Consider the following 12,783-nt stretch of genomic DNA (forward strand, 5'->3'; position numbering starts at 1 on the left):
CAGCGCCCGGACGTCAGACCGCGAGGCCCAGCACCGGCCGCAGGCCCTCCGGCCGCTCCTCGACCGGCAGGTGCTCCACGAAGCGCACCGCGCACCCGATGCGTCCGGCACCCCCGTCCGCGCGCTGATTGTCACCGACCATGAGGACCTCGCCCGGCGGCAGCCCGAGCGCCTCGCACGCCACGCGGAACAGCCGCGGCTCCGGCTTCTGCGCCCCGTGCTCGTACGACAGGACGTAGGAGTCCACCAGCTCGTCCAGGCCGTGCGCGCGGAAGACCGGCCGCAGGTCCCAGCCGATGTTGCTCACCACGGCCGTGCGCACGCCCCGCCGCCGCAGCTCGCCGAGGACGTCGGCGGCGTCGGCGTACGGCCGCCAGGCGGCGGGCTCCATGTGCCGGGCGTAGAGCGCCTCGTGGAGCCCGGCACCCGGCAGCGGCACCTGGCGGGCGAGGCCCGTGTACGCGGCCCGGTGCTGCTCGGGGCTGAGGTCGCGCCCGGCCCACGCGTCCGCGAGGTGCGGCGGCACACGGCACGGGCGGGTGCCGCCGGGCTGGGCGCCGGCCTCCTCCAGCAGGGCCGCCAGACGCGCGACGTCCTCGTCCCCGGCCGCGACGCCGGCACGGCCGAGGGCGGCGCGCAGCCAAGATGCGGTGGGTTCGACGCGGAAGAGCGTCCCGGAGAAGTCGAAGAGAACCCCCCTGACCCCCGTCACCACACCCGTCTCCGTGGCCTCCTGGTCCTTCCCGTTCGTCCGCACGTTCTCCCCTCCGGTCGTTCGATCGGCGTGCCCGTCACGTGACCCCCCGTCGGGCAGGAACGCGGCCAGTATCGCCCGGACGGCGTCGTCGGCGCTCCCGCCCGGGGGCAATCGCCCGACCGGATCCGGGCTCAGTGCTCAGTGCGCCGGCGAGGGGCGTACCACCATGGCGGATCCGCCGCCGAGACGGACCGGTTCGGCGGCCGCGAGCCAGCGCCCGTCCGGCAGCCGTTGCACTCCCGTGGCCGCGCCGATCTCCGGGTTGAGCGTGAAGTAGTTCGCCGGATTCACGACGAAGCGGTGGCCGATCCTCTCCAGCCGGGCCCGCAGCGGGCTGTCGTACAGCGCCGGTTCCAGCTCGGTGGCCACCTCGTTGCGCTGGCTGGCCCGTGGCGCGGCGATGGCCTTGGCCAGGGGCAGGCCGCGGTCCACGTGGCCGATGAGCACCTGGAGCACGGTGGTGATGATCGTCGCGCCGCCGGGTGAGCCGATCGCGAAGTCGGGCCGGCCGTTCTTCAGCACGATGGTCGGGGCCATCGACGAGCGCGGCCGTTTGCCGGGGCCGGGCAGGTTCGGGTCGTGGACGGCCGGGTTCGCGGGGGCGAAGGAGAAGTCGGTCAGCTGGTTGTTGAGCAGGAAGCCCCGGCCCGGCACGGTGATGCCACTGCCGCCGGCCTGCTCGATGCTGAAGGTGTAGGAGACGATGTCGCCCCACCGGTCGGCGACGGTCAGGTGCGTGGTGTTCCTGCCCTCGTGCGCGGCGCGGGCAGCGGCACGGGCCGGGGCGCGGGTGCCGTCGCACGGCTTCGGGTGCCTGGGGTCTCCGGGCGCGAGCGGGCTGGTGAGCGCCCTGCCGTCCTTGATCAGGCAGGCGCGGGAGTCGGCGTAGCGCGGGGACAGCAGCCCGGCGGTGGGGACGCGCTCGAACGCCGGGTCGCCGACCCAGCGCCCCCGGTCGGCGAAGGCGAGGCGGCCGGCCTCGATGAAACGGTGCAGGTACCGGTCCTCGCTCAGGGAGGACAGGTCGGTGTGCCGCAGGATGTTCAGCGCCTCGCCGACGGTGGTGCCGCCGGCCGCGGCCGGAGCGACTCCGTAGACGTCCCGGCCGCGGTAGCGGACGTGGGTCGGCTTCTGCCGCAGGGCCCGGTACTTCGCGAGGTCGGCGGTGGTCAGACGGCCCGGGCGGACGAGCCGGCGGTCCGCGGGCCGGGCGGGCGGCTTGCGCACGGCCCGGACCAGGTCGCGTCCGATGGCCCCGCGGTAGAAGGCCCCCACTCCCTTGCGGCCCACCTCGGCGTAGGTCGCGGCGAGGTCGGGGTTCTTCAGGACGGTGCCCACCGCGGGCGGACGCCCTCCCGGCAGGAACAGCCGGGCGGTGTCGGGGAAGGAGGAGAAGCGCTTGGCGTTGACCGCGGTCATGCGGCGGAACGTGTCGTCGACGACGAAGCCCCGCCGGGCGAGTCGTTCGGCGGGCTCGAGGACCTGCCCCATGGAGCGGCTGCCCCAGTCGCGCAGGGCCCGGTCCCAGGTGGCGAGCGTGCCCGGCGCGCCGACGGCGAGACCGCTGGTGATGGCGTCGGCGAAGGAGATCGGCTTGCCGTGCTCGAGGAAGAGGCGGCGGTCGGCGCTCCTCGGAGCCGTCTCACGGCCGTCGATCGCGTGGACCTCGTGGCTCTTGGCGCTGTAGTGGAGGAAGTACCCGCCGCCCCCGATGCCGGCGGCGTACGGCTCGCTCACCCCGAGGGCGGCGGCGGTGGCGACGGCCGCGTCGACGGCGTTGCCGCCACGGCGCAGGATCTCGATGCCCGCGGCCGTGGCGTCGGCGTCGACGCTGGCCACCGCGCCGCCGTAGCCGGTGGCGACGGCGTTCTTGGCCGGGGCCGCGGATCCCGGGCGGTTCGCCGCCGGGTGGACCGGGGCGGCCCCGGTCGCGAGGAGCGCGACGGCACCCAGGGCGACCAGCCCCCGGACGACTGCCGGGCGTGAACCGAGAACCATCCCTGCCTCCGAACGGGCGTCGACGCGTCCGGCCCGTCCCGTGCGCGGTGGACGCGGCCGTGGGGCGAGGATGTTCGACGAGGGCCGGGGCCGGCGGGCGGCTCACCGGGCGGGCCGCGGCAAGCCACCCTCCTGGCGGGACCGGACTCCGGCCGGCGCGGTGCCGGGCGCCGCGCCGGCGGGCGGGGCAGCGGTGAGCCGGTGGCGCAGAATCTTGCCGGTGGCGGAGCGCGGGATCCTCTCGACGCTCTCGATCTGCCGGATCTTCTTGTACGGGGCCACCTGCTCGGCGACGTGCTGCCGGACGGCCTCGAGGGACGTGGGGCGCCTGAGGACCACGTACGCCTTGGGCACCTCCCCGGCCACCGGGTCGGGCACGCCGACGACGGCGGCGTCCGCGACGTCCGGATGGCCGCGCAGGACGTCCTCCAGCTCGGCGGGCGCCACCTGATAGCCCTTGTACTTGATCATCTCCTTGACCCGTCCGGTGAGCCGGAGGTTGCCGTCCCCGTCGAGGAGCCCGACGTCGCCGGTGCGGAGCCAGCCGTCGGGGCCGAGGGCGGCGGCCGTGGCCCCGGGGTCGGCGAGGTATCCGGTCATGGTCTGCGGGCCGCGGACCTGGAGCTCGCCCACGGAGCCGGGGCCCAGGGGAGAGCCGGTGCCGAGAGCGACGATGCGGCATTCCGTACGGGGCAGGGCGCGGCCGACGGTGCCGACGGCCGGAGGGCACGCGTCGGGGACGATGTGGGTGCAGTTGCCCGTCTCGGTCATCCCGAACCCCTCGACGACCGGCGCCCGCAGCAGGGCCTCGGCCCGGTGGTGCAGGCCGGCTCCCAGGGGCGCGCTGGCCGAGACGACGAGCCGCAGGGTGGACAGGTCGTGCCGGGCCGCGGCTTCGGGTGCCCTGGCCAGGGCGGCGAGCACGGCGGGCGTGAGGTAGATCCGGGTCACGCCGTACTCCTCGATCAGCCGCAGCATCAGCGTCAGTTCGAACCGCCGCATGGTGACCGCGCGGGCACCGGCGCGCAGCGCGGGGTGCAGAGCGCACTGCAGGGCGTAGACGTGGGTGAGGGGCCCGGTGGCCAGGACCGTCTCGTCGGCCCCGACGCGGTGGGCCGCGGCCATGGCGGCCATGCCGGCGACCAGGGAGGCGTGGCTGAGCATGACGCCCTTGGGGTGGCCGGTGGTGCCGCTGGAGTAGGGCAGCAGCGCGATGTCCCCGCCCCGGCCCGTGCACGGCGGCGGCCCGGCGGCCGGGGGCGTGTCGTGCCGCAGCCCGGCGAAGTCGTGGTCGGCGCCGGCGGACGCCAGGGTGAAGGTGCGCGGGCCCGGCCGCCCCGGGCCGTGGGCCGGGCGGCCCGGCGGGCAGGTCACGTGGACGGCCGCGCCGCTGTGGGCGAGCTGGCGCCGGGTCTCCTGCGGGCTGCTGAGCACCCCGATGGGGGTGACGACCGCGCCCAGGGACAGGGCGGCGTGCAGCAGGACCGGGAGCGCTGCGCCGTTGGGGATCTGCAGCGCGACCACGGTGCCGCGTGTGACGCCGGAGGCGGCGAGACCGGCGCGCACCTGGGCGATGGCGGTCAGCAGGGTGTCGTACGGGGTGGTGGCCGCCGTGTGCGCGTCGATCAGCGCCGTCCGGCCGCCGGGTCGCGGGGCGTGTTCCAGGACGTACTCGGTCAGGGCGGCGGGCCGGGAGGAATTCAGGGCGGCGGGCCGGGAGGGATTCGGGGTGGTGGGCCGGGAGGGAAGAGGCATCGCGTGGCCTCCTTCGTGTGTCCGGGTGTCTACGGGGCGGGGGTGCACGGGTGTTCCCGTGTCAGATCGCGGTCAGGCCCACGGCGTCGCGGGTGATGCTGAGCGGCGCCGGATCGATCGCGGGCGGCCGGCCGAGCACCAGGTCGGCCATCAGGTGGCCGAGGACGGGGGCGAACTTGAAGGCGTGGCCGCAGTCGCCGGCGAACACCGTGATCCGCCGGTCGGCCGGCACGGTATCCAGGACGAATCCGTTGTCCGCCGTCATCGCGTACGGGCTGACGTACCGGCCGACGCAGTGCCGCACGCCCGTGAGGTGGGTGTGGAGGAACGTGTCCAGCAGCCGCGCGACCTCGGGGTCGGGGGCGTCCGGCAGCCGGTCGGGATCCGTCGCCCGCATGGCCGGCGGGCACCAGTCGACGCCGGTCTTGATGACCGGGGGATCGCCCTCGGCCGGGAAGCCGTAGTACAGGCCCTCGTCGGCGCCGGACGGCGGCTTGAAGCAGAACCACTGGGGGTAGGACGCCGCCAGGGAGGCGTCGACCGCGTAGTGGGCCCAGAGCATTCCCCAGAGCTCCATGCGGATCCTGAACCCCAGGTGGGCGAGCAGGCGGTTGGTCCAGGCCCCGGCGGCCAGGACGACGCGGTCGGCCGCGAGGACGCGCCCGCTCCTCAGCGTCACGGTGAGCGGCCGCCGGCCGCTGGCGGCCCCGTGAATGCCGGTGACCGTCTCGTTGTTGAGGAAGTCGGCCCCGGCGCGCACCGCGCGACCCGCCATGACCTCCAGGGCGCGCCGGGAGTGCAACGTGCCGGCGGTGGCCTCGAAGAGCCCTTCCGAGTTCTCGGGCGGCCGGAGCGGCCAGCGGGCCGCGATCCGTTCGGTGTCCGGCTCGTCGAACGGCACGTTCTGCTCCCTCATCACCCGGCGTGCGCCGGGGATGTTGCCCTCGACCGAGTCCTTCTCGCCGCGGTCGCCGAAGAACAGCAGGCCGCACTCCGCCAGCAGGGTGTTGCCGCTGTCCGCCTCCAGGCGCCGCCACGCGCGCAGCGATGCCCGGGCCAGGCGCGCGTAGTAGGCGTCGGAGTACATGCGCCGGAACATCCGGCTGGTGCCGGACGATCCCCCGGCCGGGTTGCCCGGGTGCGTGGACTCGACCACCGTGCACGCCTCGCCCCGCTCCGCCAGGGCCCATGCGGCGGCGCATCCGGCCATGCCCCCGCCCACGACGACGATGCCCGCGCTCATGCGGCGGATCCCACGGGCGCGAAGAGCGCCGAGCACGGCGGGGCGTTCCTGCCCTCCTGCGCCATCTCCTTCACGATGCGCGCCGCGCTGCCGTGCCGGTCGTCCCGCACGCGCCGCAGGAAGCGCGCGGCCATCCGCGAGGTCCGCTGCCCCACGAAGGCGTACAGCTCCTCGGGGCGCGCGCCGTGGAACGCGGCGGGGGCGTAGTACTCGATGGAGTCGCAGATCACGGCGCCGGAGCTGACGATCGGTCCCGGCAGGTGCGTGATGCCACGCCGGCGCAGGATGCGGGAGGTGATCTGGGGGCGGGTCAGCAGCGCGTTGGCGGCGCCCGCGATCGCGCGACAGGGCAGACGCTCGGCCGTCCGCTCGTCGATCAGCCCGCTTCCCGAACAGGGCACCAGCACGTCCACGGGCCGCCCCAGCCAGTCCCCGACCGGCACGCAGCCGTCCACCACGGCCTCCGGCCGGATGTCGTGGGTGAACACCTCGGCCCCGCGGTCCCGCAGGATCGCGGCCACCCGCGCGCCCACCTTCCCCACGCCGTGCACCAGCACCGACAGGCCGGACCGCTCCTTGCCCAGCGCGTCCGCGACGCTGTCCACCGCGCCCACCACTCCCGCGGCCGTGGCGGTGTTCACGTCGACGGACGGATTGCGGAAGCCGCACAGGACGTGCGGGGTCAGACCGGACAGCGACCGCATGTCCTCGCACTCCACCCCCATGTCGCATCCGGTCAGGACGGATCCGCCGAAGCGGTTGAGGGCGTCGGCCACGGCCGGCCACAACCGTGAGCGCGACGGGAAGCCGACGACCACGATCTTCGCGCCGCAGAACCCCGTGGCGTACAGGTCGTGTTTGACGGCCATCTCATGGGCGAGCCGCTCGGCCAGCGCCCGTGCCGCTCTGTCCTCCAGCCCCGGGGCGAGGCGCAGCCCGCCGTTCGCGGGGCGCCGGCCCGAGTCCGGCGCGGCCACGAAGAAGCGGGTCACCGCATCTCCTTGCCGGTGCACATAATGGGTCGTCGTCATGCTGTCGCTCATGCGAAATCCCCCTCTGATGGCATGGCGGGTCGTCAAAACCGGTAGTCGGCTGCGAATTCGGCGGGTGTTCGCCCTGTGCGTGCGATGCGTTCCGGGCGCGGAGGCGAGGAAATCGCCGGAGAGTATTCCGGTCCGACGTATGACGTGATGCGGGACGCAGATATACGGGGGCTCGGCTTCAGTGGCATCCCGAGTGCTCGGCCGCGGCCACGAACTCCCCCTCCATAGGAATCTCCAGCGAATGGCGGGGTAAACGCGGAAGATTGTCCGATGGGCCGTCCGGGTGATGCGGTCGTTGAGGATTCACTGAAATTCCCCGCAGGCGAACCAATTCCCGGGGAATCGGTGTTCCTCCGGGAGTGCCACCCGTCGGACGCCTCCTCGCCGCCGCGGGTGCGGGGCGCCGACGGCCGGGTCACGCTGGTCGCGGCCGGCCCCACGGACGGTCGGAGCCTTTCGTACGCAGCAGGGGAGCCGCCGCATGCACTACCTCCTCACCGGCGCCACCGGGTTCATCGGCCGGCGGCTGCTGGACCACCTCGCGGCCCGGGGAGACGACGCGACCGTTCTGGTCCGCGACCGCCGACGGCTGCCGGCCTCCCCCGCGGTCGTCCGTGTCGTCGTCGGGGACCTGACCGACCCCGAGGCGCTGTCCCGGGCGCTCGGCGCCGTCGACCGCGTGCTGCACCTGGCCGCCGTCACCCACGCCGCCCGGGCGGCCGACTACCTCACGGTCAACACCGAGGGCACCGCCCGCCTGTGCGCCGCCGCGGCCGAGCGGTCCCGTCCGCCGCGCGTCGTCTACTGCTCCTCACTGGCGGCCGGCGGCCCCTCGGCTCCGGGGCGCCGGCGAGCGGAGGGGGACCGTCCCGCTCCTCGTTCCTGGTACGGGCGCAGCAAACTCGGGGGCGAGCGGGTGCTGCTGGAGGCCGCCGGCCGGGTGCCCGGGGTGATCGTGCGGCCCACCTTCGTCCACGGGCCCGGCGAGGACCTGGGGTTCCTGCCGGGCCTGGCGGTCGCCACGGCCGCGCCGGCCGTCCTGGTGACATGGGCCGCGGCCCCCCGCCTCCTCAGCGTCGTCCACGTCGACGACGTGTGCACCGCCCTCCTGGCCGCCGCGGAGCACGGCAGGCCGGTCGCTCCCGGCACGCCCGGGCAGGGCGTGTACCAGATCTCCGACGGCGCCGACCACCGCGCCGAGGACATCCGTGCCGCCGTCGCACGGGTCCTGCGCCGCCGGAGGGTGTGGATCGCCGGAATGCCCCGCCCGCTGGCCGCGGCAGCCGCGAGCTGGGCCGAATCGTCCGCCCGCCGGCGGGGCCGCAGCCCTTCGATGACCCGGGACCGCCTCGGCGACCTGCGGGCCGCCGACTGGAGCTGTTCCATCGGCAACGCGGTACGGGACCTGGGCTACGCCCCTGCGGTCGCGCTTCCGGTCGTAGGGACATAGCTTTGCCTGGTTCCCATATGTTCACTTTGTGCGGCATGGCTTCATTCAGCGGGAGACGCCCATGAGGACCGGCAGCCTTCCCACCGGGTTGGACGAGCACCGTGAGCGGAACGCCGGCGCGGCGGCCGTGAGGACGGTCCAGGAGCGGATCGCCGAGTCGCGGGTGGAGTACGTGTACCACCAGACCGTGACCCTGACCGGCCGCGTCGTCGGCAAGGTGGCGCCCGCCGCCCAGCTCGTCCGTCACATCGAGAACGGCGTGCAGATGCACCGCGCCATCCTGACGGACGCGCGGGTCGACCGGTCCGGCACCATGCTCGGCGCCGGCGTGGAGGGCACCGAGTGCACCGCGATGCCCGACCTCGACTCCTTCGGCGTCCTGCCGTGGGACACCCGTACCGGCTTCTTCTTCTGCGACCTGTACGAATCCGCCCACATGCCGGAAGACGTCAGCGGCCGGCCGCTCGCCGCCGACGCCCGGGGCAACCTCAAGCGGGTGCACGCCGGCTTCACCGAGCGCACCGGCCTGGAGCTGCGCAGCGGCTGCGAGCCGGAGATGACCTGGGCGCTCCCCGGGGCGGCCGCCGGCCGCGACCCGCACGCCGTCAGCACCATCTACCACGTCGACCACATGGAGCAGTACCGGCCGGTCTACCAGAAGGTCATCGAGTACGGGCGGGCCCTCGGCATCGACATGACCGAGGGCAACTGCGAGGCCCCCGGCCAGCTGGAACTGAACTGGATGTTCGACCGCGCCGACCGGACCGCCGACCGCCTGATCGTCCACCGCCAGATCTGCCGGCAGGTCGCCCGCGAGACCGGCGTCCCCGTGAGCTTCCTGCCCAAGCGCGCCGCCGCCGAGCTGGGCAACGGCTGCCACCACAACATCAGCCTCTGGCGCGACGGCCGGAACGTCTTCGTGGACCCGGGCCTGTCGGAGCTGCACCTCACCGAGACGGCCCGGCACGCCCTCGGCGGCGTCCTGGCCCACGCCGTCGCCGCCACCGCGGTCATGGGGCCGACCGTGAACTCGTACAAGCGCTACGCGGACGAGGGGCACCTCGCCCCCCTGCGGATCAACTGGGGCATGGACAACAAGACCTGCGCCGTACGGGTGCCGGCGGTCGGGCGCCTGGAGTTCAAGCTGCCCGACGCCATGGTCAACCCCTACCTCTCCCACGCGGTCCTGATCGCCGCGATCGAGGACGGCCTGGTGAACCGAACGGATCCCGGCCCGCCCGAGGGCGCCGTCGCCGGCGACGGGAGCGACCGCTTCGGCACGGTGCCGCTGACGCTCGGGGAGGCGCTCGAGCGGTACGCCGCCGATCCGGTCGTCACCCGGGCACTCGGACCGGAAATCTCACGGCTGTTCATGGAACTGAAAGCCGATGAATGGGGCCGTTTCTGCAGTACCGTCACCGATTGGGAACACGCCATGTACGGAGAGGCCGGTTGCTGACGGCCGCCGGGCGACATCCTCAATTCATCTCATAATTCGGCGGGAATGCTGCGGTATTGACACCGCTTGAAGCCTGTCCTTAGTGTCGTGAATCAATGGTGCGGCGCGTGTGGAGTCCGCGGCGCGCGATGCGGGACGCATATTCGCGTTCCCGTCTCATGGCCTTGTGCCGTTTCTCGAGGGGGATTCATGACGAACCAGCCTGTCATCACTCCTGCCACGAACACATCGCACGGAATCATCGACCGGTTGCTGCGGAACGCGCTGCAGACCGGGGACGCGCGCCGGATGTACGAGAAGACGATCGCGGCGCTGGACGGCTCCCGGGTGCGGTTCACCGACGGCACCCACCCGATCATGCTGGCCACCTACGACTACCTGGGCCTGCTCGACGACCCGCGCGTCAATCAGGCGGCGAAGGACGCGATCGACACCTTCGGGACCGGGGGACACGGCTCCCGCGTCTGGGGAGCCAGCCTCACGCTCCACCGGCAACTGGAACACGAGATCGCCGAATGGGTCGGCCGGGAGGCCGCGTTGGTGTTCGCCTCGGGGTACGTCACCAACTACTCCGCGATCGCCTCCCTGGCGGGCCCCGGCGACTGGGTGCTGTCCGACCAGCGCAACCACGCGAGCATCGTCGACGGCTGCCTGGCGGCGAAGAACGCCGGCGCGCAGGTCAAGGTCTACCGCCACAACGACCCCGCCCACCTCGAGGACCTGCTGGCCCAGGCCCCGCCCGAGGCGGCCAAACTCGTCGTGACCGACGGCGTGTTCAGCATGGACGGCAACCTCGTCGACCTGCCCGCCGTCTCGGACCTCTGCCGCCGCTACGGAGCCCTGCTGTTCCTGGACGAGGCCCACAGCCTCGGCGTCGTCGGCCCCCACGGGGGAGGCACCCAGGACCACTACGGCCTGCCGGACGCGGCCGACCTGGTCATGGGCACCCTCAGCAAGTCCATCCCCGCCTCCGGCGGCTTCGTCGCCGGCCCCCGGGACATCATCGAGGCCCTGCGCTTCACCACCCGCGCCTACGTCTACACCGGCGCCCCCTCGCCCCCGAACACCGCCGCCGCCCTGACCGCGATCCGCCTCGTCCGGCGGGAAGGCGACCAGCGCCGGGCGCGGCTGCACCGCAACCTCGACCACCTGCGCCAGCGCGTGCGCAAGGAGGGGCTGCGCACCACCGACAGCCGCAGCGCGATCGTGCCGGTCATCCTGGGCGAGAACGCGGTCGCCATCGAGGTGAGCCGGCTGTGCCAGCAGGAGGGCCTGTACGTCCTGGCCGCCGTGCCGCCCCTCGTCCCCGCCGGGACGGCCCGCCTGCGCCTGAACGTCACGGCCGCCCAGAGCCTGGAGGACATCGACACCGCCGTCGACATCATCACCGACGCCGTCCGGCGCGTCACGGCCCCGTAGCCGGCGGGGGAGGGGCGGAGATGGGGCCGGTCACCGTCGTCCACGGCGTCGTCGGCGCCGACGGGCAGGTCGTCTCGGGCGCGGGGTTCCGGGTGGAGAAGGCCGGCACGGGCACGTACGACGTCTACTTCGACGGCCCGTTCGCCTCCGCCCCGACCGTGGTGTCCGTGGTGTGCGCGGCGGACGGGGGCGAGAGGCAGACCGCCGTCGTCCGGCACCGGGACCGGTTCGGGACCCGGATCGTGACCTGTGACGACGACGGCTACTACAGCGACCGGGGGTTCGCCTTCACCGCCATGTCCTGAAACCGCGCCCGAGGTCAGCGCACCCTTCCCCGCGGCTTGAGCGGCACCGGCGGCAGGGCGGGAGCGCCGAGCCGGTCGCCGTCGTAGCCGTGGACGTCACCGAAGCGATCGCCGGTCATCCAGTCCTCCCGCGCCTGCGCGATCTCGTCGTTCGTCCGGGCGACGAAGTTCCACCACATGACGATCCGCTCCTCGAACGGCTCGCCGCCGAGCAGCAGGAACGAACTGTCCACGTCCGCCCGCAGCGGCAGATCGGTCCGCCCGCACCCCAGATACAGCATCGAGCCGGGCGCGAGCCGCACGCCGTCCACCTCGGCCTCACCGGACATGGTGAGCGCGGCGTACTCGAAGTCCGGCCGGAGCGGCAGACGCGCCGACGCCCCAGCGGCGAGGGCGACGTCCGCGCCGACGAGAGGAGTGAAGGCGGTGCCGGGGGAGGCGGCACCGTCCAGCTCGCCCATGATGACGGTGGCGGTGAGACCTCCGCCGCCGGTCACCTCCGGCAGCGCGGCGTGGTGCTCCCACGCCGGCGCCGTGTGCCGGTGCGCTTCCGGCAGCGCCACCCACAGCTGCGCGCCGTGCAGCACGGGCGCGTGCTCCCGCGGCGACTCCTCGGAGTGACTGATGGCCCGCCCCGACGTCATCAGCCCCAACTGCCCCGGCCGCAACGTCTGCACACTGCCGAGGCTGTCACGGTGCACCACCTCGCCGTCGTGCAGCCAGCTGACGGTCTGCAACCCCATGTGAGGATGCGGCGGCACCTGCATCCCGGGCGCCTGCGCGACGTTGTCGGGCCCGTAATGATCGACGAAACACCACGCCCCGACCATGCGCCGCCCGAGCGTGGGCAGCAACCGCCGCACCATCGTGCTCTCCCCGAGCCGCACTTCCTTGCCCGCCGACAACTCCCGCACGGGCCCCGCACCCACCCCGTCCCGACCACCGCACCGGGTGGCCGCCGGGTGAAGATCAAGATTGCTCATGGGGCAACTGTGCCACCCGTTGGCGCGCGAGGGACGTCAACCGCCGGAGAAGGTCTGAACACCCTTCCTGCATCCGCGCACCCAGTCGTCCGGATACCCGGTCCCGGCCTCCTCGGCCCGCTTCTCGCACCCGCCCCACACCGTCTCCCGGACGGCCGCACCCTTGCCGTGCTCCTCGAGCACCTCCTGGCCGGCCTCGAAGCCCTCCTCGAACGCCGACCGGGCCGTCTCCTCGCCCCGGCCCTCGTCCTCGTCCGCCGGCCCGCCGCCACCTCCGCACGCGGCGAGAACGACGAGGCAGGCGACGGCGGATGCGACTGCCGATGCCTTCACCATCCAGCGCGAGGGTGCGGGCTCCGATGCCATGGGCC

The 12,783-nt window shown here is 73.7% G+C and carries 11 protein-coding genes; 4 read left to right on the forward strand and 7 right to left on the reverse strand.

Annotation, left to right across the window (positions count from 1 at the left end; genetic code table 11):
- Nucleotides 1-13: 13 nt before the first annotated feature.
- From IE295_RS28330 to IE295_RS28350, 5 genes are all read right to left on the reverse strand, one after another.
- Complete coding sequence (locus IE295_RS28330) at nt 14-712, reverse strand: HAD family hydrolase (RefSeq protein WP_190066680.1); 699 nt, start codon at nt 710-712, stop codon at nt 14-16.
- 183 nt (nt 713-895) lie between these two features.
- Nucleotides 896-2,755, reverse strand: a complete 1,860-nt coding sequence (ggt, locus tag IE295_RS28335) for a gamma-glutamyltransferase (protein WP_190066619.1) — start codon at nt 2,753-2,755, stop codon at nt 896-898.
- Nucleotides 2,756-2,857: 102 nt separating this feature from the next.
- A complete protein-coding gene (locus IE295_RS28340) occupies nt 2,858-4,510 on the reverse strand; it encodes an AMP-binding protein (protein ID WP_190066620.1) in 1,653 nt (550 codons plus the stop codon).
- A 61-nt stretch (nt 4,511-4,571) separates the two neighbouring features.
- Nucleotides 4,572-5,753, reverse strand: a complete 1,182-nt coding sequence (locus tag IE295_RS28345) for an FAD-dependent oxidoreductase (protein WP_190066621.1) — start codon at nt 5,751-5,753, stop codon at nt 4,572-4,574.
- Nucleotides 5,750-6,796 carry a Rossmann-fold NAD(P)-binding domain-containing protein gene (locus tag IE295_RS28350; protein ID WP_190066622.1) on the reverse strand — a complete coding sequence of 349 codons (1,047 nt, stop codon included), beginning with the start codon at nt 6,794-6,796 and terminating at the stop codon, nt 5,750-5,752. Before IE295_RS28350 ends, IE295_RS28345 begins: the two co-directional genes overlap by 4 nt.
- Before the next feature lie 481 nt (nt 6,797-7,277).
- Between IE295_RS28350 and IE295_RS28355 the strand changes: the two genes are divergently transcribed.
- The 4 genes from IE295_RS28355 to IE295_RS28370 all read left to right on the forward strand — a co-directional run bounded on the left by IE295_RS28355 (nt 7,278) and on the right by IE295_RS28370 (nt 11,429).
- Complete coding sequence (locus IE295_RS28355) at nt 7,278-8,246, forward strand: NAD-dependent epimerase/dehydratase family protein (RefSeq protein ID WP_190066623.1); 969 nt, start codon at nt 7,278-7,280, stop codon at nt 8,244-8,246.
- A gap of 61 nt (nt 8,247-8,307) precedes the next feature.
- Entirely contained in the window at nt 8,308-9,705 is a 1,398-nt protein-coding gene (locus IE295_RS28360) for a glutamine synthetase family protein (RefSeq protein WP_190066624.1), read from the forward strand.
- Nucleotides 9,706-9,894: 189 nt separating this feature from the next.
- Entirely contained in the window at nt 9,895-11,124 is a 1,230-nt protein-coding gene (locus IE295_RS28365; protein WP_190066625.1) for an aminotransferase class I/II-fold pyridoxal phosphate-dependent enzyme, read from the forward strand.
- Nucleotides 11,125-11,144: 20 nt separating this feature from the next.
- Nucleotides 11,145-11,429 carry a hypothetical protein gene (locus IE295_RS28370; RefSeq protein WP_190066626.1) on the forward strand — a complete coding sequence of 95 codons (285 nt, stop codon included), beginning with the start codon at nt 11,145-11,147 and terminating at the stop codon, nt 11,427-11,429.
- A gap of 14 nt (nt 11,430-11,443) precedes the next feature.
- On the opposite strand, the gene IE295_RS28375 is transcribed toward IE295_RS28370, so the two are convergent.
- The gene (locus tag IE295_RS28375; protein WP_190066627.1) at nt 11,444-12,412 is read right to left on the reverse strand and encodes a pirin family protein; all 969 of its coding nucleotides are present in this window, start codon (nt 12,410-12,412) and stop codon (nt 11,444-11,446) included.
- A gap of 36 nt (nt 12,413-12,448) precedes the next feature.
- On the reverse strand, nt 12,449-12,778 hold the full coding sequence (locus tag IE295_RS28380; RefSeq protein ID WP_190066628.1) for a hypothetical protein: 330 nt from the start codon (nt 12,776-12,778) through the stop codon (nt 12,449-12,451).
- Between the last annotated feature and the right edge of the window lie 5 nt (nt 12,779-12,783).

The organism is Streptomyces griseocarneus, from assembly GCF_014655595.1.
GTDB lineage: Bacteria > Actinomycetota > Actinomycetes > Streptomycetales > Streptomycetaceae > Streptomyces > Streptomyces griseocarneus.